The sequence below is a fragment of the uncultured Lactobacillus sp. genome, assembly GCF_948948975.1.
Taxonomy (GTDB): domain Bacteria; phylum Bacillota; class Bacilli; order Lactobacillales; family Lactobacillaceae; genus Lactobacillus.
Genome location: NZ_CARBVX010000002.1, coordinates 160,485 through 183,972, shown reverse-complemented (window position 1 = coordinate 183,972; position 23,488 = coordinate 160,485). Strand labels below are relative to the sequence as shown.

Here is a 23,488-nt window from a genome sequence, read left to right as displayed (position 1 = left end):
AAAGTTTGCCACAATTTGTCAAAGGCTTCCAGGTAACAGTCTGGATGTCCTTTGTTGGAATTATTGGAGCGATGGTGGTTGGGCTCTGTTGTAGCTTGATTCAGTATTTTCATGTTCCTGTAATTGATAAGATCGTCAGTGCATATGTTGAGCTTGCAAGAAATACACCATTATTAATCCAGCTTTTCTTCTTATACTATGCTTTTCCAGTAATTGGATTAAAGATGAGCGCCATTACTTGTGGTTTAATCGGTTTAGTATTTTTAGGTGGAGCTTATATGGCAGAAGGTTTCACTGGTGGATTTGATGGGATTAATAAAAATCAAATTGAATCTGGTGAAGCAATCGGAATGTCAAAATGGCAATTAGCCCGTTATGTGGTCTTTCCACAAGGCTTTGCCTTAAGTGTTCCAGCGATTGCCGCAAATATTATTTTCTTAATCAAGGAAACATCAATTTTTTCAGTAATTGCTATTCCAGAATTAACTAATACAGCATTAGATTTGATTGGCTTGTACTACCATTCAAATGAATATCTATTTGTTTTGGTACTTGCATATGCAATAATTTTAATTCCACTATCTTTATTATTAACTTGGCTTGAAAGGAGAGTTCGCTATGGGACATTCGGGGATTAATGTTTTATTCGAAGGAAGAAACTTTATCCGTTTGCTGGGTGGTCTCTGGACAAGTGTTTGGATTGCAGTTCTTTCTTTAATAATTGGCTTGGCACTAGGGGCATTATTTGGTGTTTTAAGAACATCGAAAAGTCGCTTAGTAAAAGTTATTTTTAGAATATATCTAGAATTCTTTAGAATAGTGCCAACCGTAGTTTTATTATTCTTGTTCTATTATATTTTGCCTAGACAATTTAATTTGAATTGGCCTGCATCTGTAATGGCAGTGATTGCATTTGCTTTATGGGTTTCAGCTGAATTTAGCGATATTGTTCGTGGAGCTTTGATTTCTGTTCCAAAAATTCAAAGAGAATCAGGTTTGGCTCTTGGATTGAATAAATGGCAATTATTTATCTATGTCTTATTGCCGCAAGCTTTTCAATTAGAATTACCTGCAACAATTAATTTAGCTACAAGAGTAATTAAAACAACCTCTTTATTGATGATGATCAGTGTTATGGATGTTATCAATGTTGGACAACAAATTGTTGAAGCAAATAATCAAACTAATCCTAACGGTGTTTTTTGGGTATATGGATTGATTTTCTTCTTATACTTCATCGTTGATTATCCTTTATCACTTTGGGCAAAACGATTGAGTAAGAGAAACGAGGCGTAAGGGATGACTGAAAAAATATTAGAAGTTAAAGATTTAAACAAGTTTTATGGAAATAAGCAAGTATTGCATGATATTTCTTTTTCTCTAAATAAGGGAGAGGTGTTAACATTACTTGGACCTTCTGGATCTGGTAAAAGTACCTTACTTCGCTGTTTGAATGGGTTAGAAGAATTTAAGAGCGGGACGATTATTTTTGAAGGAAAGAAAGTAATTCCAACTGCCAAAAATTGGCAACAACTTCGCCAAAAAATTGGGATGGTTTTTCAGAGTTATGATCTTTTTCCAAATATGACGGTCTTAGAAAATATCTTGCTTGGTCCAGTTAAAGTACAGAAGAGACCTAAAGCTGCGGTTGAAAAAGAAGCAAAAGCTCTATTAAAAAGAGTACATTTAGAGCAGTATGCTAATTCATATCCACGTCAATTATCAGGTGGACAAAAGCAGAGAATTGCAATTGTTCGTGCCTTAGCTCTTCATCCAGATTTAATGCTTTTTGATGAAGTTACTGCTTCTCTTGATCCAGAAATGGTTAGAGGGGTCTTAGAATTAATCAAGCAGTTATCTGATGAAGATCATATGACCATGATCATCGTTACTCACGAGATGAACTTTGCTAAGCAGATCGCTGATCAAGTCTTGTTCTTAGAAAATGGAACAATTGTAGAAGATACACCTGGCAAAGAATTCTTTGAACATCCAAAAACAAAGAGAGCAGAAGAATTTTTAGAAAGTATGGAATTTTAGGAAGAGTAGAAAATGAAGAAACATAAATTTATTAAAAAATTAATTGCCGCTGTTGGAATTTTAGCTGTTGGAGCCGTGACCTTAACTGCTTGCTCAAATAATTCAAGTAGTAGTTCATCCAGTAATAACCCTAGCTCAGTTGCTGCAATTAAGAAACGTGGTACTTTGAAGGTTGCCGTATTTGGCGATTTACCACCATATGGCTGGGTTAATAAAGATGGTAAGCGTGTTGGATATGATGTCCGCTTAGCTCGTGAATTAGCTAAAGAAATGGGCGTTAAAGTTAAGTTTGTTCAAGTAAACGCTAATAACCGTGTTGATACTTTGAATGCAAACAAGGCTGATATTGTTTTAGCCAATTTCACTGTTACTTCAGAAAGAAAGCAAGTTGTAGATTTTGCTAAGCCGTACATGAAAGTATCAGTTGGTGTTGTTTCACCTAAGTCTAAGCCAATTACTAATGTGAACCAATTGAAGGGTAAAAAAGTTATTGTAACTAAGGGTACTACTGCTGAAAATTACTTCACTAGTAAGCAACCAGATGTTGATCTCTTGAAATTTGATTCTAAGACTCAACAATTTAACGCAATGAAGAATGGTCGTGCCGCAGCCTTAGCTGATGACAACTCTTACTTATATGCTTGGGTAAAGAACAATCCTAAGTATACTGTCGGTATCAAGCACTTAGGACCAAATTCATACATTGCTCCTGCTGTTAAGAAGGGGAATAAGTCACTTCTTGACTGGACCAATAAACACATTAATAAGCTTAACAAGGATGGCTTCTTTGTTAATGACTACAACCAAGAATTAAAGCCTTACTTTGGTGATGATGTTAAGCCATCAGATATCATTATTAACAAGTAAATATGATTGAATTTTTAGCAATAAAGGATTGATTTAGCCTTTATTGCTTTTTTTATGATTAAAAATTTTTTCAAGTAAGTTTTTGATTATCTATGCTAAAATTTTTAATAAGAGGTGAGAGTGTGTTAGAAGAAAGACTAGCTCAAATTGGTAAAATGGTTGATCCGCAAAGTCGAGTAGCAGATATTGGAACTGACCATGCATATTTACCAATTGCATTAGTAGAAGAAGGAAAAATAGATTTTGCAATTGCAAGTGATGTTGCAGCTGGCCCATTAGATAATGCGAAACAAGATATTGAACAAGCAGGCCTAGAAGATAAGATTGAGACAAGATTAGGTTCTGGATTAGAGACTTTAAAGAGCAGCGATCAAATTGATACAGTCGTAATCGCTGGAATGGGTGGAAAGCTCATGACTAATTTGTTAGAAAAAGCTCATCAAGAGGGAAAGATCTATCCTACTTTAATTTTAGAAGCTAATATAGGTGAGCCTTTAGTCAGAAAATGGCTCGTTGACCATCAGTATGAGATAGTAGAAGAAAAGATTATCGAAGTAGCTGGCCACATTTATGAAATAATCAAGGCTAAGTTAACTGAGGCTAAACATAATTTATCTGATCAAGAATTAGAATTTGGCCCATTTTTATTAAAAGAAAAAAATCCAGTTTTTATTAAAAAATGGACTAAGCAACTTAATTACTATGAAAATCTAAAAGCTAATTTAAATAAGGCTAAAAATAAAGATGAGGCTAAAATTAGTCAGATAGATGATTTGATTGAAATGATTGAGGAAATACTAAAATGACAAAAGTAGCGGATATTGTAGCTCGCTTAAAAAAAGACTTTCCTGAGGAAATTGCTTCTGAAGGTGATCCAGTTGGGATGCAAATAGGATCAATGGATGCAGATGTTACCAAGGTAATGACTACGTTAGACGTTCGTCCGCAAGTAGTAGATGAAGCAATTGAAAAGGGAGTTGACCTCATTATTAGCCACCATCCAGTGATGTTTAGACCAGCTAAGAATCTTGATTTTGCTGATCCTCAAAATGCAATGTACGGTAAGCTAATTGCTAATGGAATTACGGTATATTCAATTCATACCAATTCTGACAAGGCTCAAAACGGCTCAGCAGATTGGCAAGCTGAAGAATTAGGCTTAGAAGAGGTTAAGCCTTTTGCCTTCGATACTGATGGAATTGCGATTGGTAGAAAGGGTAAACTACATAAGAAAATGACAGCTAAGGAATTTGCTTATTATGTTAAAGACAAGATGCAAATTCCAATGGCAAGACTGATTACTGCTGATAATGATAAGTTAATCTCAACTGTAGCTTTTATTTGCGGAGATGGCGGTAAGTTCTGGCGTCAAGCTCTAGTTGATGGAGTTGATGCATTTATAACCGGAGATGTATACTATCACGTTGGTCATGATATGATCTCTTCAGGCTTAACAGTAGTTGATCCAGGACACTACACTGAAAAAATTTTTAAATATAAGGTTGGGGACCGACTTGAAAAGTGGAATCAGGATTATAATTGGAATGTACCTGTAGTAATTTCAGAGGTATCAACTAACCCATTTCAAGATTTATTTTAGGAGGACAAAAATGGCAGAATATCCAAATTTACTACCTAGATTTTTAAAATACGTTAAGGTGAATTCACGCTCTGATGAACATTCAGATCGTTTCCCATCAACTGAAAGAGAAGAAAACTTTCAAAAAAATGTAATCATGAAAGACTTAGAAGAACTAGGTCTTAAAGATGTTCACTATAATCAAAAAAGTGGCTGTGTAATTGCGACTATTCCTTCAAATATTGATTATGAAGTGCCTACTTTTGGTTTGTTAGCTCACTGTGATACAGCAGACTTTAATTCGGTTGATGTTAAGCCACAAATTACTGAAAACTATGATGGTGAATCTAAGATCCAATTGGGAGACACTGAATTTTATTTAGACCCAGAAGTTTTCCCTCATTTAAAGAACTATAAGGGCCAAACTATTATTTCTGCTTCTGGTGATACTTTACTTGGTGGAGACGATAAGTGTGGTATTTCTGAATTAATGACTTTTGCGGAATACTTAATGGAGTATCCCGAAGAAAAGCACGGTGAAATCAAGTTGGCATTTACTCCTGATGAAGAAATTGGAACTGGTGCAGAACACTTTGATGTTGAAGAATTTGGGGCAGATTTTGCTTATACTGTTGATGGTGAAGCACCAGGTAAACTCGACTGGGGTACTTTTTCAGCAGCGCAATTTGGCTTAGATATTCAAGGCGTTAATGTACACCCAGCTGTTGCTAAGGGCCAAATGATTAATGCTATTCAAGTTGGGATTGATTTCCATAATCAATTGCCTGAACATGATCGTCCAGAACATACTGAAGGTCGTGAAGGGTTCTTCCACTTGATGAATTTTGATGGAACAGTCGATTCAGCACATATGGACTACATCATTCGTGACTTTGAACGTGATGGTCTTGAAGAGAGAAAGAATCTAGTTAAAGACATCGTTAAGAAGATGAATGATGAGTTTGGCACTGAAAGAATTAAACTTAAGATGTGGGATCAATATTACAACATGGCTGATGAACTAGAAAAGCACATGGAGATTGTTGATTTAGCTAGGGATGCTTACAAGGCTGAAGGGCTTACTGTTAACGAAGATCCTGTTCGCGGAGGAACTGATGGTTCCCAATTAACTTACATGGGACTGCCTTGTCCAAATCTTTTTGCCGGTGAAGAAAATATGCATGGGCGCTACGAATACACTGTATTAGAAAGTATGTGGAAAGCTGTAGACGTCTTGCGTAAGATCAATCAATTAAACGTTGAGAGAAATAAGAAGTAAATAAGTGAAACAATTTTTAAGTGATTTTGATTAAATTTTCTATTTTCTATGATTGCTTTAATAGCTAAAAATACTTATTTATCAATGATCTTAAATTAATTAAAAATTAAAAATAGTTTTACACTGATACTATTAATCTGCTAAATAGTAGATAAAATGCTTGAAATAATGGCATTGTTATCTACTATTTTTTTATTAAAAAGTATATTTTATAAATCGTGAAACAAAATTATAACTTGTATTTGAAAAGGCATCTTGGTATTATAATAGTGTAATAGATGAACCAGACACTAGTAAAGAGGTGTAAAGATTGCAATTTCAAGATAATATTCCAATTTATGTTCAAATTGAAAAGTATCTTTATCGACAAATCGCTTTAGGGAAAATTAAGCCGGGAGAAAAAGTCCCCTCAGTTCGCCAATTAGCTGTTGATCTAACAGTAAATGTCAATACGGTTCAACGTGCTTTGAATCAAATGAATACCGAGGGAATTCTAGAAGTTAAACGCGGACTTGGTTCGTTTGTAACAACAGATACAGAGTTGATTTTACAAAAGCGTAGAGAGCTAATTAAGGATACAATGAGCGAATTTTTAGAAAGTACTGCACAATTAGGCTTAACCCCAGAAAAGACGCTGGAAGAGCTTAAAAAGTTTATTGAAGAGAAGAAGGGAGATTAAAATGAATAAACTACTTGAAGTAAAAGAATTAACATATCGAAAAAACTTGAAAACTATTCTTGATAATGTGAACTTGGATGTTGATTCAGGTAAGATTATTGCCTTGCTCGGTGAAAATGGTGCTGGTAAGACAACTTTAATGAGAGTAATTGTTGGTATTGCTAAGCATTATCAAGGTGAAGTACTGCTCAATGGGGATGGTAGTGAAGTTTACCGTAAAGCTAATATTGCCATGACGGATAATTTAAAGGGATTGAGTGACTCTATTAAAATTGGGGAAGTAGAAGAATTCTATCAAAAGTTATTTTCAGATTTTGATAGTAGTAAATTCGAGCAATTACGGTCATTCATGAAGCTTAACAATGAGATGAAGTTAGGGCAATTATCACGAGGAATGCGTGAAAAACTTGAAATTGCTGTTACTTTAAGTAGAGAAGCTAAGTTGTACCTACTTGATGAACCCTTCTCTGGTATTGATCCAATAGCTCGAAAACGAATCATTAATTCAATTTTACTTTGGAAGAATCCAGATAGTACAATTATTATTTCTGACCATTTTGTAAATGAAATTACAACAATTTTGGATGAAGTAGTAATTGTTAAAGATAAAAAAATTGCCAGTCATCTTTCAGCAGATGATATAAGAGCACACGGAAAAAGTATTGAAGAATATTATGAAAGCTTATATGCAGATGAAGGGGCTGAATAAGGATGACTACTTTTAAAGCACTATTTAATCAAATGGGTAAAAAGAAGCGGCGCAGTGTTTATTTATTAGCTCTGTTGCAATTAGTGGCTGCATCTATTTTTGCACTTTGGGGAATTCTTTCTAACGGTGGATTTTCAAACTCTGATAAACCTATTGCGTGGTTTGTAATGATATGTACTTTTGCTCCATTAGCTGATATGGCCTATGTGGTTCTATCTGCTTGGCAAAATGAAAAAGAGTATAGCTCTCAGACTTGGCGTTTAGTTCCAATTTCATCAAGTAAATTTTATTTAGCAAATATCTCTTCTGCTATTGTTAATGGGCTTTACCTCGTATTAATTCAAATTGGAATGGGAATTATTACTTTTCTACCAGCATTTTTAAGCAAAGATGTTAGAACTAGTATTTGGGAAATTAATCGTGCTCTTTCTAAAGAAACGCATACAGGTGATTTTTGGCAGAAATTTTCTGATTCATTTCCAATTGGAGAGATGTTAAGTGCATTTTTAGCCTTTTTATTGTTTGCGATCTTAGTTTATAGTATTGTAACTTTGCTTAATCTATCAAGTAGAACTATTACTGACTTTCTTCCTGATAAACACAGTAAGTTAATTCGTTTCGTTATCATGATCATTTTGATTTTTATCTTTATTGTTTTAACAAATAATCTAGGGAGTTTACTAAATCAAGTTCGCTGGGGAGAGACAACTAATAGCCTAATTGGATTTGCAGAAAGTAATGTAATGATGGCACTCATCGATATTATTTTAGGCTCAATCAATGTGTGGCTTTTGAAGAACTTCCATGAAGGGAAGTAAGAGTATATGGCAACTTTTTCATCAATATTTAAAGAATTGACTAAAAGCAAAGTACGCCTGGTGCACCGATTAGCGATTTTACAAGTGATTGTTGGAATTCTTTTAGGTTTTTGGGCACTCTTTAATTCAGCTTTTGAGGGTGAGAGTAAGGCTTATTTCTTAGTAGCTTTTCTGATGATCACGCCATTGTTTGATATAGCCTACTTAGCTCTTTCAAGTAGGAAGAATGAAGAAGTATATTCATCTCAAACTTGGCGACTAGCTCCAATTAAGGAAAGTTCTTTACTGTTTGCAAATCTTTTATCAGCTGTTGTTAATGGTCTTTATTTAGTAGTTTTGCAAATAGGTATGATTCTTGCTTCAGGAATACCTGTAGTGGGAACAAATGAATTTTGGAAGATTACTTTTAAAAACTTTGGTTCAATCGGTGAAGGAAAGTTATGGCAAGAGATGCACGTAATGGATTTATTATCTAGCATTGCTTTGATAGTTCTAATTGGTATATTCATTTATCTTGCTGTCACTCTTATTAACTTTACGGGAAAAATAGTGAGTGATTTTCTTCCCGAAAGAATAAGTAAGTTAGTTTATTTCTTGGTCGTGGTTTTATTAGGTTGTATTGGATTAATATTTTTGATTAATACTTACGATTTTATTTTGATCTCACTAACTGGCTTTTTACAAAATGGGATGTTTCTAACTACTTTAAGTAAGAGTGCCAGTGATGTAAGATCAGACCTAACGAGTAATTACTTAACTTTATTTATAGTTCTGGGTGTAAATATAATTTTAGTTTTGGTGAATACTATTCTACTGAATAAGTATCATGAAGCACGGATATAATAAAAAGGAATAAGATTTTGGGTTCATATCATTTTTACCAAAACCTTATTCCTTTTGTCTATTGTTGAATAATTAACTTAAGAGTTAGCGTGAATATAATCTAAAACTTGCTCAGCTTCTTCTACAGTATATTTAGCTTCTCCAGTTTTCATTGCATGGAGTTTTTCAACGGAAACATGACTTGAAAAAGCAAGAGCGGTGTCATTAACATTATTCTTAACTTCAAATTCAATAATTGCATCGGATAATTCTTCAGGACTCATTCTATTGTTCACACTTTCTAAAATATATTAGTACCAATTTATTTGATTAAATGGGAAATACCGTAATTTTACCTCACCAATAATATCTTGTCTCTTGATAAATCCAATCATTCGGGAATCTTTGGAAACATTACGATGATCACCCATTACAAAGTAACAATTTTTAGGAACGCGTTTTACATGATAAAGTTGTTCTAAACTAAAATTGTTTGTGTAAAGCTGACCTTTGGAAAGCTTTTTCTTGTACTCAGTCAAATATGGTTCTTTAAATGCCTTCCCATTAATATACATTACATCATTTTTTGATTTAATGCTGTCCCCAGGCACTCCAATAATTCTTTTAATATATAGGGCACCAGGTTCATCTGGTGCTTTTAATATTACAATATCTCCTCGAGAAAGCTTAGAGTGTCGTACTGCAATAACTCGGTCATTGTTTTCAAAAGTTGGCTGCATTGATGGTCCACTGATAGTTTCATTAGCAAGTAAAAATCGAAATACAACTAAATATAATCCAATAATTATAATTGCTAAAATAAATACCTGTAGGAGCCAGTGACCAAAAGATTCAGCTGATTCGTTTTTATGTTTTGCCATGTTTTTGCTCCTTAATTTTTGCATCACTTTTATTATACCTGTTTTTATCAGGATTGAGCTTCTTTTGTTCGAGTAAGTTGTCAATCTAAGCTTTGTTTTTCTGATATCATTTTGTATAAAAATTAAAGCTATTTTATGTTTCCCTTTCTAATTCTGTTAGACCCTAATGTTACGCCACTTTTCTTGATTTTTTAGGATGAGGAGAGTGTAACATTAGAGTACACCCTATTGTTACAAAAAATAATCTAAATATATCTGCTTTACATATATACGTAAAGCAGATATAATAAAGATGTAAAATTAGAGGAGAAAAAAATGATACTAACTTTTGCTGATAAGGAGACCGAAAAAGTTTATAATCAAAAATTTTCAAAAAAACTACCCCAAAGTATTCAAAAAATAGCTATTAGAAAATTTATGATGATGGACGCTGCAAATGATATAAATGATTTAAGAATTCCACCAGCAAATCATTTAGAAAAATTAGAAGGAGATAGAAAGGGACAATACAGCATTACGATTAATAATCAATATAGAATTTGTTTTATAGTTAAAACGCCTAATTATTTCTATAATGTAGAAATTGTTGATTATCATTAACGTAAGAAAGGAAATAATATGTTTGATAATACTATTCCAACTCCAAAAATGAGTGAAATTTTAATGAATGAATTCATGCAACCATTAAATTTGTCTGCATATGCTGTTGCTAAGGCAATTGACGTACCAACCTCTAGAATTCTTGATATCCTTCATGACAAGAGAAAGATTACTGTAGATACATCTGTGAGATTAGGTAGATTATTTGGAGTATCTTCAAAATATTTTTTAAATATTCAAAATGATATGGATCTAAGAAATGCTGAATTGGAACATGGTAATGAATATTCAAAAATACGTCAGATTAATTTTGCATAATTTAAAATCGAATGAAAATTTAGAAATCAAGAAAAGTAAACTTAATTTTTGGGACTTATTACCAAAAATTAGTGAGGAAGAAAAGAAACAAGAGATTGAAGATCTAGGCTATAATCCTTCAGAACAAACTCCAGTTGGTAAAGAAAGAAGTGAAGACTAATGGATTATCCTAAAGTATTAGACTTAGAAAAGGGGACCAAAGTTTATTTTGAATTAAAGGACAGCGAAAATCGTGTTAAAAAGCTGCCTACAGCATTAGATTGGAAAAACTTAATTTTTAAATTACCAGAAGAAAAAGTAAAAATTGATAAAAATGGAAATTATGATCCTAAAAAATCTCCTAATTTTCATGATTGGATGGTCAATGGATAAGTAAGTTTTGCAATTACTGGTAATTACTAGAGAAACTGAGACAATATATATGAGGTGATTAGCACGGAAATTTTTAAAGCAAGAAAACAAGGGAATTCCTTAATGGTTGCTATTCCTAAATCTTTCGACATAGCGTCAGGTACGAAGCTTAGACCTCAACTTACAAGGAATGGAATCTTTGTAGAGGATGACGATTTTTTCGATTTTGATGAAGATATTTTAAGAGATTTAGTTTCTCAAGGATACGAAGGTACTGAACTTATTAGCCAATTCAGTAAAATGAAAAAGGCAATTCCAGGTGCTTTAGACAGATTGGTTGAAGAAACAAAGGAAGCTAAACCACTATCTAAGGAAGAGGCTGCAAGAGAATTTGGTATATGAGGTTTACATTAACCTTAGACCTTAGAGTTAATAAATATGTAAGAAAGTTAAAAGATAGAAATTAAAAAAGCGCTATTAACAATGCAATTTATGATGAGATTGCGCTAAAACCTTATGAAGTAGGGAACTCTAAAGTAGGAGATTTAACTGGATTTTATGCCTATAAATTGTATTATAGAGGAATACAATATCGAATTGCATACACAATTGATGATGAAAATAATTTTGTAATAATTGCTTTAGCAGGGACTAGAGAAAAATTTTACGAGCAGTTAAAGCGAATAATTAATTTATGATTTATTAGGCTACAAGTAAAATGAACAAATCTACTGTTTCTAAATTATTAAAAATTACTGCTAATTTTAATCTAAAAAACACAATTTTCATGATAGAGGTGTTTAATAATGTTGAGTATTGAAAAATCAATTAAAGAATTCGAAGCATATTTTCAAGACAACCCTAATGACGTTGAGGTAGTAAGCAGGACTATGTTAAAAAATATCGAAATCCATAAAGAAGTAAATCTTTATGATACAGACTGGGGAAATTATAATTTTAAAAAAGCAGTTGCCGATGATCCGGAGCTACAAATATGTCCTTTTACTCAAGGACGTAAAGGTTAACCATAAAATTAGTAGCAAAGTTCACCTAGAAAAATTTATTGAAATTTGAACATTTAACTCAAATATACATTTATAGATTACCATTACAATCATCTTATTATTGAGAGGTGAATTTAATGGTAGTTATGATTTCTTTGTCTCCTAAACTCGTCATTTTGTTAATCCTACTTTTCCTATGTAAGTAAGTCTGTTGATTAAAACAACCTTATTTTGTATAATGGTAAAAGAAAAGGAGTTAGTGACTTCCACTCACTAACTCCAATCGTAACTCAGATGACTATTGTTGTGGCTAATCCTTGTGATTAGCTTTTTTGTTATTGCATACGCTTTTGCTAAACGAATAAGAAAAATTCCTAAAGCATTTAGAATAATAGCCACAGCAATAGCAATTGCTACTATCAAAGGAAGCCAAAACTCCAGTCTATCTCATTTTGCATAGCTCTCACCTCGGTAACTCAAAATAATGTGAGGGGTGTGCAGCCATGCTAAGTTACTAGGCTTTTGCTTTGGCCTATGCAAAAGCCTAGTAAAATTATATCAAAATAGGTAGTTGGATAGACAGAATATCGTAATAAATCAATTAAATATATTACTTCGTGTAATGTATCTTATGTAAAAATAATATGCAAAAATGAAATTGCTTAGAAAGTTCTAGCCAGTTCTTAAACAAGATAAACTATGCTATAATTAGTCAGAAAATGAATTAATTATGATCAAACAATTAGGCTGAAATTTTAGCAATAGTGCTTCTTGTTTTTAGTGTATTGCTGATACACTATAGCCAAGTATGTTAACTATACTCTATTATTTGAGCTAGTGGACTGATAGTCAGTCCACTTTTTTATTTCTTTTGAATGGTAAAATCATTGCATAAGGAAGATATAAAATGAAGAAATATCAAAATAAACTCAACAAATTAGACAAAGAACTCACTTATTTGCCACTTCATAAGCAAGTGATTGCCATTAATAATATAATTACTAACCTAGAAAATGGAAAAATTTTGCAAAAATCACCTAATTCACTTGGCTTTTTACCCGATAGCTTAGATATAATGATAGAGAATACGGGAAGCAGCGAGAAGGCACAAGAAGCAAATAACTTACTGAATAATTTTCGTAGCTTTCTTTCAAGAGGATACGGAATCTGGTCTTTGCCAAATCTAGAAAGTGCTAAGTTAATCAGACAAGAATATAATGTTAAATCAAGCTTAGAAATTATGGCAGGAAATGCTTATTGGTCAAAAGCCCTAAGTGAAGTTGGTGTAAAAGCGATAGCGAGTGATTCTTTTACTTGGGCGAAAAGTTCAACAACGGGTGAAGCTCCAATTTTTGAAACAGAAAATTTGGATGCTATAAGTGCGATTAAAAAACATCCCGAAGTTGACTTGATTATTTGCTCTTGGGCGCCTAATTTTGGAGAAGATGACCTAAATATCCTCAATCTTTACCGTCAGCTTGATTATCAACCAGTTTTATTATTTATTGGTGAAAAATTTGGAGCAACAAATTCTACTGCTTTTTGGCAAGAGGCAAAAATTATGATTAATAAAAAGGTTAATCGGAGTTTTCGAAGCTTTGATTTCATTGATGAAAAGGTGTTTGAGATAAAATAATGAAAATAAAACGACTTATTCTTTTAATAATTTCTTTTTTAGCTTTTTTAGGACTTGGCTTAATTTTGTCACGTCAGCAGTCTCAGAGAGCTGATCAAGTTTTAAGTAATAATGGTTTATCAAGCACATACTATGTTTTTAATCCTAAGAAAAAACACAATATTAAACAGTTCTTAACTTATGTTAATAAGAAATTCTCTCATGATAAGGTGCAGATTCACTTTGAATCAGATTATATTCCAGATCGAGTTTTAATTTGGGCTAACTACAATTTGAAAAGTCAGCCGCTTGCTAAGGGAAGTTCTAGGTATTTTAGTAAAAATGACTTTGATGGAACAATTCCTTTTGCAGTTATTTCTTCAGATACTAAAGATAGAGTGGTAACCTTACAGAATAACCATTATCTAAAAGAGAATAATGATTATGTCACAATTATTGGTGAATTAAAGAAAAATAATGAGAGTCAAAATGGGGAAGCTGTTTACTATCTTTCAACTGGGATTAATCAGCCAACTGCAAAAGAATCAATTACCAACTATAAGGTAGTAGTAGATGGGTTGAATAAGAATGAGGCGAACGCTTTACAGCATTATCTGCGTGGAAGTATGCAGATTAAGGACTTTAGTAAAACCTATAATAGACAGCATGGTATTAGTCCAACTAAAAAATTAATCGGTGCAATTTTCTGTGTTGTAATTGCCTTGATAGTTGCAGCAATTGCAGCGGTCCTAGCTGAAAATCCAGTAAACTTAAAATATGTTTCTAGTAAAATCTGGGCTCACTTATTGGCAGATTCCGGTTTGCGTTTCTTTTTAGCAAATGGAATAATTGTTATTTTGACTAGTTTAGGTTTACAAACGTGGAATTTTTATTCTAATCACAGTCAGTTATATGTCTTATTTTTAGTCGTTTTTGCAATGCAGATTATTACTTATGTATTAATGCTGCTGTTAATAAAAATTAAGAAGGAAAAATAATGTCATTGCCAATTGAATTTGTTGAGAAATATAAGAACTTATTGGGAGAAGAGGAAAGTAGTAGATTTTTTACTGCAATTGATAGTCCAAGTAAAAAGGGATTTCGTTTAAACCCACTAAAGAATAATTATCAGGATATTCAATATAGTCTTAAAGAACCAATTGAATTTACTAAAGATGGATATTATGGAGAAATTTCAGGCCGCGATAGTGAATGGACAGGGGGCTATGTCTACTCTCAAGATCCATCCGCAATGTATCCAGCAGTTTCTCTTAATGTAAAACCTGGCGACAAGGTACTTGATTTGTGTGCTGCTCCAGGGGGAAAATCCACTGCATTAGCGAGTTCACTAGATAATAGTGGCCTCTTAGTAGCAAATGAAATTTCGAAAAGTAGAGCAAAGGATTTAAGAGAAAATCTAGAAAGATGGGGAGCTACAAATGTTGTAGTCACTAACGAAAGTCCAGATCGCTTATCGAAAAAATTATCCCACTTTTTTGATAAGATTTTAGTTGATGCACCGTGTTCTGGAGAAGGGATGTTTAGAAAAGATCCGGCAGCCACCCAATATTGGTCTCCTGAGTACGTTCTAACATGCCAAACTAGGCAAAAAGAAATTTTAATTGAAGCAATGAAGATGTTAAAGCCGGGTGGAGAGATAGTCTACTCTACTTGCACTTATTCTCCAGAAGAAGATGAAGAAATAGTAGCATGGCTAGTTGAAAACTATTCTTTAGAGATTGAACCTCTTAAGCTTTATCCTGGAATGTCGGCTGGTAGACCAGATTGGTCAAAGTCTAACATGCCAGAATTAAAGGAAACAGTTAGACTCTGGTTTCAAAATGGAGTGGGTGAAGGACAGTTTGTTGCTCATCTGAAAAATATTGAAGAAAATCAAGAGACTTCAACTAAGGTTAAAAAAAGAAAGAACAAGCGCCATAAAAAGAGTACAATTGCGCGTTTAAATAAAGATGAGATTAGTGCGGTGGCAAAAGTATTAGATAATTTTGCTCTACCATCTAGTTTAGAAAATTGGCAAAATGAGGTTTTGCAAAGTAATGGTCACGTCTTTGTCCCAGCTCTTGACCCAGGCATGCTAACTGAACTACATGTTCTAAATAATGGTGTTGAATTAGGGTTACTTAAGAAAAAGCGCTTTGAGCCGAGTCATCAACTAGCTGAGGTATTGGGACAAAAAGAACAAAAACAACTTATTAATTTTGAAGATAAGGTAGATTATGTGCGCTATATACATGGAGAAACGATTAAGGTAGATAGTAATTTGCGCGGCTTTGTTTTGGTTGCTTATCAAAACCATATCTTCAGTTTTGGAAAAATTGGAAATGATCAAATTTTAAAGAACTTCTATCCAAAAGGTTTAAGAAAATAAAAAACTGGCTGAGAAGCCAGTTTTTTTAGTTAATCAATAAATTTAACGGCGGTTCCGTAAGCAACGACAGATTGCATATCGCCAGCAATTGAGCCTGAATCAAAACGCATCATAACTACGGCATCAGCACCCATTTTGAAAGCATTTTGTCGAAGACGATCAATTGATTGATCTCTTGATTCAGTTAACATTGAGGTATAAGCCTTAATTTCACCACCGACAATACTTTTTAAGCCAGCACCAAAATCTCGAATTGCATTTTTTGATTGAGTTGTAACACCAAAAACTTCACCGATAATTTCATATTTTCTGCCCGGAATATTTTCAGTAGTTGTTACTAAAATTTGGTCTGCCATTTCTTTGTCCTCCTAAAAATATTTTCTTAATTATACTGAATCAAAAACATGAAGACAATTAATTTTGTATAATTTAAGAAAAGACTAAACACAAGGAATGTGTGCAATAGATTAAGGTGGTGAAATGATAAGTGATCTTATCATTTTCAATTGTATTAGTTTTATTTTTACTGGCATTAGGAACATTTCTCTGGGTTTTAACCCACGAGAGGCGGAGTTTATGGTCAGGAATGACTTTAGTATGGACAATAATTACTTTTGGCTTATTCACAGCTGTTAGTTTACTAATTGCTGCTGAAGTTTTTCCTATTACTCATCAAGTTATTTTACTTATTTTTGTGCTAATTTTACTGGCAATAATGTTTTCCGTTGTGGCCTTTATTGCGACTTTGATCATTATGTTTATTTACGATGGGATTAAGATTTTAATTCGCGAAGGTAATCGCTGGACCAACTTCTTATCGTTAGCAATGGGTATCGGAATTATTGCTTACTTATTTCTCTTTCCATTAGTGGGAAAATTAACCCATAATAATTTTGGAACTTACATATATTTGTTTATTAACCTTGTAATAATTTATCTAATTTTTATTATGATGATGTATACTTTAACTTCTTGGATTAATCTAGTGAATATTAAGACTAAGAAGTTGAACTATGTGGTTGTACTTGGAGCAGGTTTAATGGGAAAAAAGGTAACACCACTTCTTGCTGCAAGAATCAATCGCGGAATAGAGGTATATCGTCGTAATCCTGGCTCAAAAATCATTATGTCAGGTGGACAAGGACCAGGTGAAGAAATTCCTGAAGCAGTGGCAATGGCAAAATATGCCGAAGAAAAAGGTGTTTCGAAGCAAGATATTATTGTTGAAGATAAGTCAAAGACAACTAGAGAAAATTTGATTTTTTCACATAGATTGATGAAGCCAGATTCTCGTTTTGCTATTGTAACTAATTCTTACCATGTATATCGTGCCCTAGTTTTAGCAAAAAGATTAGGTCTACAGTGTATTGGCTATGGTGCAAAAACAAAGTGGTACTTTACCTTAAATGCCTTTGTACGTGAATTTATTGCCTACTTAACAATTACTTGGCGCTTGCAATTAAGCGTTGTGGGATGCATTGGATTAGGAGTTGTAGGATTGGCAATATTGAGGCAAATTATAAGATGAAAAATATAAAAATAATCGCAATTGATGTTGATGGTACATTATTAAATTCTAAGAAAGAATTAACTCTAAAAGTAAAAAATGCAATTTTAAAAGCAAAAAGTGCAGGGATAAAAATTGTTATTGCTACAGGTCGCCCATTGAGCGGAGTAGAAAAGATTCTGACTGAGTTAGGTTTGAATGATCAAGAGGATCAATATGTAGTTTGTTTTGGCGGCGGAGTAGTAGAAACAACGGCTGGCAATGTCTTGTTTGAGAAAAAATTAACTTATGACAATTATCTAGATTTAGAGACAATTTCCTTAAAATTAGGTTTACACTTCCATGCATCAGCACCAGATAGAATTTATACCGCAGATCGAGATATTGGCGACTACACTTTATATGAGGCGAACTTAGTTAATTTAGGTATTTCGTATCGTACACCAGCTGAAATGAAGGATATTCCAATCATTAAGTGTATGTATGTAGATCGACAAGATTTGTTAGATCAAAAAATTGCTGATCATAGACCTTTTGCTCATCTGGATGATGAAATTACTTTTACTAAAACAGCACCGTTTTATTATGAAGCCAATCCTAAAGGTGTTTCTAAAGGAAAGGCTTTAAAATTTCTTTGTCACAAATTGAATTTAAGTAGTGAGAATTTGATGGCTATTGGAGATGAAGAAAATGATCTAAGCATGATTAAATTCGCAGGTGGTGGAGTAGCAATGGGTAATGCGGTGCCTGCTGTGAAAAAAGCAGCTCAAAGAGTAACAAGCGATTGTGACCACGATGGTGTAGCAGAGGCAATTGAAAAAATTTTATAAGTAAAATAATAAGTCTTTTGGATTAAGTTCCAAAAGACTTATTTAATTTATTAACGATGTTTAGGTGGCATCTTTAATCTTCTCTGTTTAAATAGTTCCATTATTAGTTGGAAAAGACCATAGATAATTAATAAAATGCCCAAAATAATGACTGCTTGACGACTGAAATAATTAGGATTGACAATTACAATAATGCCAGCAGCAAAAGCAATTAAGCTTTCTATGACATCAATAATATTTTTGAAAATTCCATTTTTCTTATTTTTAACGATTACATTACGTAATCTGATATATGCAAACCCAATTAAGAATATGCCTAGAACATAGTGAGCTAAGAAAGTTAATAAACGGTTATTAGAAATAATTGCAACAGCTAAGCCAAAAACAATGAGATAAGTAATAATAAAGAATCGCTTTGACTTAGGCACTAAATGAGAGTTAGCAGCTGTAACAATATGATAGCCACTCCATCCAATACAAAAGACTCCAACTATTCCTCCAAATGCCCGATAGGCATAATCTGGAATCATCAGGTCTACAATACCAAGAATAATTAATACCCAGCCAATAATTGAATTGGGATTTATAAATAATTTTTCTAGATGAGTTGCTTTAATACTGCGCCAGATGGTTTCCCATAAACTTCCGAGAACAAATCGTGTTCTTCTAGATGAATTAGTAAGAGAGAAAAGAATTGCGCCAAAACCACCAAACCCATTTTTATTAAGTTCTGTAATTTTGGTTGCGCCACTAGCTGCAAAAGCATTAAATAGATCATTTGTTAGAGCTTCACGTTCTTGAAGATTTGCTTCACCAATCCATTGATTTATGATTTGATTATATATTTTAGAAGTTGGATTGCGGTGAGCCCTCGTAATAAAGTGAGAACCCGATACTTCCCAGCTCATTGGATCATGTTGAGCTAGTTTTGGCCGATCACTAACTAAAATTGTTGGAGTAATGTTTTCTGGCTCAAAAAGCCGTCCAACGATACTAAATTCAGGTACATACCGTTTTAATTTATCAGTAACGCCATCAACTTGAGTACTCAGTCCTGGACTATCAAAAGTGTAGATCGTCTTGATTTGTTTTTGCAAATCATCTGGGAGATTAACTGCTGCATATTCAGCAAGGTTTCCTCCCTTAGAGTGCCCGGCTAAGCTATAGGCTTGCTTAGTAGTCTTTAAAATATTGGTAAGATAGTTTAAGGCATATTTTTGTGCACCGGTTGTTCTAAAGCTAATTTCAAAATCTTCTTTCCAGCCAACTAAGCTGTCATCTGTTCCTCGAAAGGAAATAAAATTAGTATCATTATCTAGACTAATTTTGATCGCAGAAAATTGTATTCGATTAGTAAGAACATCCACAAAGTAAGATAATTTTGCATCCCCAAAACGAACAGAATTTGCCATTAGTTTAAGAAGATCGCGATATTTATAGTGATCTAAATTCGGGTTAGATGAATTAAAATACTTCTTTGCTGCTTCTTTAATTGAAATCTCTTTATTAGAATCAGGAACAATTCCATCAAGATGAATATAGGAAAATGTGGCAATGACTAATGCATCAACTTCGTCAAATGGTCGTGCAGAAAGGGAAATATCGCCACGCCATTTTATGTAAGACAAAATATTATTTGTATCCATATTTCATCCATCCTTTCTGCCAATTATAATTTCATTATATAGATAAATATTGTATTTTTTATTAACGAATTGCTAATAAAAAAGAAAATCACTTACTCTCCTTAAGTCTACCACATGGTAAATGAGGCGATTAAGTAACTTGCAGTATTGATAAATATTTGTAGCCGGTTTGAAACTAAAGAAAATTTTATTAATAAAATAGCTGGAAATAAATAAAGAGACTGAAAATAAAAAATCAGTCTCTTTTTAACTTAACTATACGATTATAATCTTGTTTTGATTTAATTATTAAATTTTTTACTCCAAGCCCATGGATCTTCATGCCAGGTTTTTAAAATATCATATTGGTCGCTAGTAATGTGTCCAGATTCAGTTTCTTTTTTTAGTAATTCGGGGTAAGAAAGAAGTGGAGTATATTTTACAGTTGCCTTTTTAAAGTTTTCTTTTGCATCGGGTAAGTAGTAAGTGAAGATTGAAGCAACGCCAGCTACTTTTCCGCCATCTTTTTCAGTAGCTTTAACTGCATTTAAAACTGAGCCACCAGTAGTAATTAGATCATCAATGAGGACAATTTGATCACTTTCTGAAAAACGACCTTCAATTTGACGGCCTTTACCGTGATCTTTAGGTTTTGGACGAACATAAATCATTGGTAAATGTAATTTTTCGGCAACTAAAGCAGCATGAGGAATACCAGCAGTTGCAACTCCGCCAATAATTGTTGCTTGAGGAAATTCTGCCGCAATTAGGTTGGCTAGATCACTAGCAATCATATCACGCAGGTCTGGATAAGAAACAGTTAACCGAAGATCGGTATAGATTGGTGAAAGCATTCCACTTGCATAAGTGAAGGGTTTATCAGGAGAAATAGTGATAATTTTTTCTTTGATTAATTGGCTAATGATTTGATCTTTATGCATGTTAGTTGAACTCCTTTTTAATTGCTTCGTATGCGGCTTCTGGATCAGTAGCTAAAGTAATTGGTCTACCGACAACAATTGCTGTTGAACCCCATTCTTTTGCTTGGAGTGGAGTAGCTACGCGTGATTGGTCATCTTTAGCATTACCAGCTGGTCTAATTCCAGGAGTTACGTATAAAAAGTCTTCTCCAACTTTTTGACGTAAATTTTTAACTTCGAGTGGGGAACAAATTACTCCGTCTGCACCTGCTTTTTTAGCGGTTGTAGCTAAGCTTAATACTTGATCATTCATTGATAAATTACAATTCTGCTCGTAATGTAGAACTTCGTCTGAAATCGAAGTTAATTCAGTTACAGCTAATAATTTGGGAACATCTTTATTAATCGGAGTTCCAGCAATTAATCCATCTTTTGCGGCTTTAATCATTTGACTGCCCCCAAGAGCGTGAACCGTCGTGTAGGTAATGCCCAAACGAGCTAGTGCCTTTGCACCATTGTAGACGGTATTAGGAATATCGTTCATTTTTAAGTCTAAAAAGATTTGATAACCCTGTTCTGATAATTGCTTTACGATTTTAGGTCCTTCGTTAAAGAAAAGCTCCATCCCAATCTTAATAAAAACATTTTCAGGTTTACCTAATTTTGGTAATAGTTCATTTAGTTTCTTTTCATTGTCTAAATCTAAGGCAACGATAACAGGTTTACTCATTTTTCCTCCATAAAAAAAGTCTATACCAAGCGCAGAGAGACACTAGGTATAGACTTTCCCAGATAATTTAAGCCAATAATTCTAACTTGCGGTCTCTCTGTACCGTTTAAAGTTTAATCAAAATGAAGTTTAGCATCTTCGAGAAAGAATTACAAATAAAATTTTTAACTTTGAAAAAAATAAAAAAGCGTGTACAATCAATTCTTGAAAAATAATTGAATGACAGAGAGCATTCATTTTGGAGGAAAATATGATTAATACACACGTAAAATTGCCAGGATTAGATTTGAAAAATCCAATTATGCCAGCAAGTGGTACCTTTGGTTTTGGGGATGTCCCAGCAGCCAAGAAATTTGATTTAAATGATTTGGGAGCAATGGTAATAAAGACGACTACTCCTCACAGTACAACAGGTAATCCGCAACCCCAAATAGCTGTTTTAAATACTGGGGTTTTGAATTCAGTTGGATTAACTAATCCCGGCGTTGATGCGGTAATCAAAGATAAGTTAACTCCTTTGCGTAGTGAGTATCCTAACTTGCCAATTATGGCTAGTGTTGGTGGAGAAGACGAAGCAGGATATATTGAAGTAGCTAAGAAGCTATCTGATTCTGGACTAGTAAATGCCTTAGAGATTAATGTTTCTTGTCCGAATGTGAATCAGGGCGGGATGAGCTTTGGCGTTCATCCTAATGTAGTGGAAGAATTGACTAAAAAAATTAAATCAGTCGTTAAAATCCCAATTTATGTAAAATTAACCCCTAATGTCACTGATATTACGCAGATTGCGAAAGCAGCTGAAAATGGTGGCACAGATGGATTATCCTTAATCAATACTCTTTTGGGAATGGAGATTGATGTTGAAACTAGAAAGCCTGTTTTGGGGCACAATATTGGTGGTCTTTCTGGTGAAGCGGTAAAACCAATTGCTATTAGAATGGTTCACCAAGTTCGAGAAAGTACAACTTTACCAATTATTGGGATGGGTGGAATCAGTTCCGCTAAAGATATAATTGAATTTATTTTAGCCGGTGCTAATGCGGTTGCCGTTGGAACTGCGCATTTTAAGGACAGCCTTGCTTCAAAGCATATTGCTGATGGCTTACCAAAGGAATTAGAAAAGCTAGGGATTACAGATATTAATCAATTGGTGAATAAAGTCAATTTTAATTAAATGACTTGACAAAAATCATGAAGTACAGTAATTTTAAAACAATAAATGTCCTTTAAAATTAGTCCCGTGAGGCTAGCAAGGCAGGCTTAAATAAGTATGACTTTACTATAAGCTCCTAGTCTCAAGAACTAGGAGCTTTTTTATGGGCAAAATCAGGAGGAAAAATATGGCAAAGAAAATTTGGGATGCACTCGCAATGAAGCGTGCATTAACTCGAATTACTTATGAAATTATTGAGCAAAATAAGGGTACTGATAATCTTGTTTTAATTGGAATCAAGACAAGAGGAGTTTACTTAGCTAAGAGAATTCATGACCGAATTCAAAAATTAGAAAATGTTGATGTGCCAATTGATGAGCTAGATATTACCCTTTATCGTGATGATCGTCATGATGCTTCATTAAAACAAGATCCAGTAGTTAATTCTAACCAAATTGATGTTGATATTACCGATAAGAAAGTAATTTTGATTGATGATGTAATCTATACTGGGCGAACAATTAGAGCAGCGATGGATGCTTTGATGGATGATGGACGCCCTAGTTCAATTAAAGTTGCAGTTTTGGTAGATCGTGGTCACCGCGAATTACCAATTAGAGCTGACTTTGTTGGTAAGAACATCCCAACTGCAGCTAATGAACAAGTTGCTGTTAACATGGTAGAAAAAGATGGTAAGGATTCAGTTGAACTGAAATCTCTATCAAAATAATCAAAAAATATTAATTTAATAGTCAACCATTTAATTGACTCC

General features: G+C 33.5%; 31 protein-coding genes. 25 read left to right on the top strand and 6 right to left on the bottom strand.

The window, feature by feature from the left end; genetic code table 11:
* From Q9R40_RS01970 to Q9R40_RS01920, 11 genes are all read left to right on the top strand, one after another.
* A partial coding sequence (locus Q9R40_RS01970) for an amino acid ABC transporter permease (RefSeq protein ID WP_304676105.1) occupies positions 1 to 638 on the top strand: 638 nt, incomplete at its 5' end.
* On the top strand, positions 619 to 1,296 hold the full coding sequence (locus Q9R40_RS01965; protein ID WP_304676104.1) for an amino acid ABC transporter permease: 678 nt from the start codon (positions 619 to 621) through the stop codon (positions 1,294 to 1,296). The genes Q9R40_RS01970 and Q9R40_RS01965, both read left to right, overlap by 20 nt.
* A gap of 3 nt (positions 1,297 to 1,299) precedes the next feature.
* The gene (locus Q9R40_RS01960; RefSeq protein WP_304676103.1) at positions 1,300 to 2,040 is read left to right on the top strand and encodes an amino acid ABC transporter ATP-binding protein; all 741 of its coding nucleotides are present in this window, start codon (positions 1,300 to 1,302) and stop codon (positions 2,038 to 2,040) included.
* 12 nt (positions 2,041 to 2,052) lie between these two features.
* Positions 2,053 to 2,907: a transporter substrate-binding domain-containing protein gene (locus tag Q9R40_RS01955; protein ID WP_053107660.1), complete on the top strand. Its 855-nt coding sequence runs from the start codon at positions 2,053 to 2,055 to the stop codon at positions 2,905 to 2,907.
* A gap of 92 nt (positions 2,908 to 2,999) precedes the next feature.
* Positions 3,000 to 3,713 carry a class I SAM-dependent methyltransferase gene (locus Q9R40_RS01950; RefSeq protein ID WP_304676102.1) on the top strand — a complete coding sequence of 238 codons (714 nt, stop codon included), beginning with the start codon at positions 3,000 to 3,002 and terminating at the stop codon, positions 3,711 to 3,713.
* Positions 3,710 to 4,507 carry a Nif3-like dinuclear metal center hexameric protein gene (locus Q9R40_RS01945; protein WP_304676101.1) on the top strand — a complete coding sequence of 266 codons (798 nt, stop codon included), beginning with the start codon at positions 3,710 to 3,712 and terminating at the stop codon, positions 4,505 to 4,507. Before Q9R40_RS01950 ends, Q9R40_RS01945 begins: the two co-directional genes overlap by 4 nt.
* Positions 4,508 to 4,517: 10 nt before the next feature.
* On the top strand, positions 4,518 to 5,765 hold the full coding sequence (pepT, locus tag Q9R40_RS01940; protein WP_304676100.1) for a peptidase T: 1,248 nt from the start codon (positions 4,518 to 4,520) through the stop codon (positions 5,763 to 5,765).
* 310 nt (positions 5,766 to 6,075) lie between these two features.
* Complete coding sequence (locus tag Q9R40_RS01935; RefSeq protein WP_151376081.1) at positions 6,076 to 6,444, top strand: GntR family transcriptional regulator; 369 nt, start codon at positions 6,076 to 6,078, stop codon at positions 6,442 to 6,444.
* A 1-nt stretch (position 6,445) separates the two neighbouring features.
* Entirely contained in the window at positions 6,446 to 7,153 is a 708-nt protein-coding gene (locus tag Q9R40_RS01930; protein WP_304676099.1) for an ABC transporter ATP-binding protein, read from the top strand.
* A 2-nt stretch (positions 7,154 to 7,155) separates the two neighbouring features.
* Positions 7,156 to 7,971 (top strand): ABC transporter permease, encoded by an 816-nt coding sequence (locus Q9R40_RS01925; RefSeq protein WP_304676098.1) that lies wholly within the window; start codon positions 7,156 to 7,158, stop codon positions 7,969 to 7,971.
* A 6-nt stretch (positions 7,972 to 7,977) separates the two neighbouring features.
* Complete coding sequence (locus Q9R40_RS01920) at positions 7,978 to 8,814, top strand: ABC transporter permease (RefSeq protein ID WP_304676097.1); 837 nt, start codon at positions 7,978 to 7,980, stop codon at positions 8,812 to 8,814.
* 77 nt (positions 8,815 to 8,891) lie between these two features.
* Here the strand turns inward: Q9R40_RS01920 and Q9R40_RS01915 are convergent, their stop codons facing one another.
* Both Q9R40_RS01915 and lepB read right to left on the bottom strand, forming a co-directional pair.
* Positions 8,892 to 9,077 (bottom strand): LBP_cg2779 family protein, encoded by a 186-nt coding sequence (locus tag Q9R40_RS01915; protein ID WP_041818489.1) that lies wholly within the window; start codon positions 9,075 to 9,077, stop codon positions 8,892 to 8,894.
* Between the two features lie 27 nt (positions 9,078 to 9,104).
* Entirely contained in the window at positions 9,105 to 9,674 is a 570-nt protein-coding gene (gene lepB / locus Q9R40_RS01910) for a signal peptidase I (protein WP_297939716.1), read from the bottom strand.
* A gap of 315 nt (positions 9,675 to 9,989) precedes the next feature.
* Here lepB and Q9R40_RS01905 point away from each other — a divergent pair, with 315 nt between their 5' ends.
* The 10 genes from Q9R40_RS01905 (at position 9,990) to Q9R40_RS01860 (ending at position 15,951) form a co-directional block, all read left to right on the top strand.
* Positions 9,990 to 10,274 (top strand): type II toxin-antitoxin system RelE/ParE family toxin, encoded by a 285-nt coding sequence (locus Q9R40_RS01905; protein ID WP_023599541.1) that lies wholly within the window; start codon positions 9,990 to 9,992, stop codon positions 10,272 to 10,274.
* Positions 10,275 to 10,292: 18 nt separating this feature from the next.
* Positions 10,293 to 10,592 carry a HigA family addiction module antitoxin gene (locus tag Q9R40_RS01900; protein ID WP_023599542.1) on the top strand — a complete coding sequence of 100 codons (300 nt, stop codon included), beginning with the start codon at positions 10,293 to 10,295 and terminating at the stop codon, positions 10,590 to 10,592.
* Positions 10,585 to 10,752, top strand: a complete 168-nt coding sequence (locus Q9R40_RS01895; protein ID WP_229101318.1) for a hypothetical protein — start codon at positions 10,585 to 10,587, stop codon at positions 10,750 to 10,752. The genes Q9R40_RS01900 and Q9R40_RS01895 overlap by 8 nt, the downstream gene beginning before the upstream one ends.
* Entirely contained in the window at positions 10,752 to 10,964 is a 213-nt protein-coding gene (locus Q9R40_RS01890) for an AbrB family transcriptional regulator (RefSeq protein WP_304676096.1), read from the top strand. The genes Q9R40_RS01895 and Q9R40_RS01890 overlap by 1 nt, the downstream gene beginning before the upstream one ends.
* A gap of 102 nt (positions 10,965 to 11,066) precedes the next feature.
* Positions 11,067 to 11,345, top strand: coding sequence for a toxin-antitoxin system (locus Q9R40_RS01885; RefSeq protein ID WP_297939703.1), 279 nt, complete (start codon positions 11,067 to 11,069; stop codon positions 11,343 to 11,345).
* A gap of 74 nt (positions 11,346 to 11,419) precedes the next feature.
* The gene (locus Q9R40_RS01880) at positions 11,420 to 11,641 is read left to right on the top strand and encodes a type II toxin-antitoxin system RelE/ParE family toxin (RefSeq protein ID WP_304676107.1); all 222 of its coding nucleotides are present in this window, start codon (positions 11,420 to 11,422) and stop codon (positions 11,639 to 11,641) included.
* 108 nt (positions 11,642 to 11,749) lie between these two features.
* Positions 11,750 to 11,968, top strand: coding sequence for a hypothetical protein (locus Q9R40_RS01875; protein ID WP_304676095.1), 219 nt, complete (start codon positions 11,750 to 11,752; stop codon positions 11,966 to 11,968).
* An 886-nt stretch (positions 11,969 to 12,854) separates the two neighbouring features.
* On the top strand, positions 12,855 to 13,583 hold the full coding sequence (locus Q9R40_RS01870) for an SAM-dependent methyltransferase (RefSeq protein WP_304676094.1): 729 nt from the start codon (positions 12,855 to 12,857) through the stop codon (positions 13,581 to 13,583).
* Complete coding sequence (locus tag Q9R40_RS01865; protein ID WP_304676093.1) at positions 13,583 to 14,560, top strand: hypothetical protein; 978 nt, start codon at positions 13,583 to 13,585, stop codon at positions 14,558 to 14,560. Before Q9R40_RS01870 ends, Q9R40_RS01865 begins: the two co-directional genes overlap by 1 nt.
* Positions 14,560 to 15,951, top strand: a complete 1,392-nt coding sequence (locus Q9R40_RS01860; RefSeq protein WP_304676092.1) for an RsmB/NOP family class I SAM-dependent RNA methyltransferase — start codon at positions 14,560 to 14,562, stop codon at positions 15,949 to 15,951. Before Q9R40_RS01865 ends, Q9R40_RS01860 begins: the two co-directional genes overlap by 1 nt.
* 29 nt (positions 15,952 to 15,980) lie before the next feature.
* On the opposite strand, the gene Q9R40_RS01855 is transcribed toward Q9R40_RS01860, so the two are convergent.
* Entirely contained in the window at positions 15,981 to 16,307 is a 327-nt protein-coding gene (locus tag Q9R40_RS01855) for a heavy metal-binding domain-containing protein (RefSeq protein ID WP_023599551.1), read from the bottom strand.
* 131 nt (positions 16,308 to 16,438) lie between these two features.
* Between Q9R40_RS01855 and Q9R40_RS01850 the strand changes: the two genes are divergently transcribed.
* A complete protein-coding gene (locus tag Q9R40_RS01850) occupies positions 16,439 to 17,479 on the top strand; it encodes a YdcF family protein (RefSeq protein WP_304676091.1) in 1,041 nt (346 codons plus the stop codon).
* Positions 17,476 to 18,288 carry a Cof-type HAD-IIB family hydrolase gene (locus Q9R40_RS01845; RefSeq protein WP_304676090.1) on the top strand — a complete coding sequence of 271 codons (813 nt, stop codon included), beginning with the start codon at positions 17,476 to 17,478 and terminating at the stop codon, positions 18,286 to 18,288. Before Q9R40_RS01850 ends, Q9R40_RS01845 begins: the two co-directional genes overlap by 4 nt.
* A 50-nt stretch (positions 18,289 to 18,338) precedes the next feature.
* Here Q9R40_RS01845 and Q9R40_RS01840 read toward each other — a convergent pair whose 3' ends face one another.
* From Q9R40_RS01840 to pyrF, 3 genes are all read right to left on the bottom strand, one after another.
* Positions 18,339 to 19,934 carry an Mbeg1-like protein gene (locus Q9R40_RS01840; RefSeq protein ID WP_304676089.1) on the bottom strand — a complete coding sequence of 532 codons (1,596 nt, stop codon included), beginning with the start codon at positions 19,932 to 19,934 and terminating at the stop codon, positions 18,339 to 18,341.
* Positions 19,935 to 20,215: 281 nt separating this feature from the next.
* Positions 20,216 to 20,854, bottom strand: coding sequence for an orotate phosphoribosyltransferase (gene pyrE, locus Q9R40_RS01835; RefSeq protein ID WP_304676088.1), 639 nt, complete (start codon positions 20,852 to 20,854; stop codon positions 20,216 to 20,218).
* Between the two features lies 1 nt (position 20,855).
* Positions 20,856 to 21,563, bottom strand: coding sequence for an orotidine-5'-phosphate decarboxylase (pyrF, locus tag Q9R40_RS01830; protein ID WP_304676087.1), 708 nt, complete (start codon positions 21,561 to 21,563; stop codon positions 20,856 to 20,858).
* Positions 21,564 to 21,813: 250 nt separating this feature from the next.
* On the opposite strand from pyrF, the gene Q9R40_RS01825 reads away from it, so the two are divergent.
* Together Q9R40_RS01825 and pyrR are read left to right on the top strand one after the other, a co-directional pair.
* Complete coding sequence (locus Q9R40_RS01825; RefSeq protein ID WP_304676086.1) at positions 21,814 to 22,737, top strand: dihydroorotate dehydrogenase; 924 nt, start codon at positions 21,814 to 21,816, stop codon at positions 22,735 to 22,737.
* Positions 22,738 to 22,903: 166 nt separating this feature from the next.
* Positions 22,904 to 23,446: a bifunctional pyr operon transcriptional regulator/uracil phosphoribosyltransferase PyrR gene (gene pyrR / locus Q9R40_RS01820; RefSeq protein ID WP_297939669.1), complete on the top strand. Its 543-nt coding sequence runs from the start codon at positions 22,904 to 22,906 to the stop codon at positions 23,444 to 23,446.
* Positions 23,447 to 23,488 lie beyond the last annotated feature (42 nt).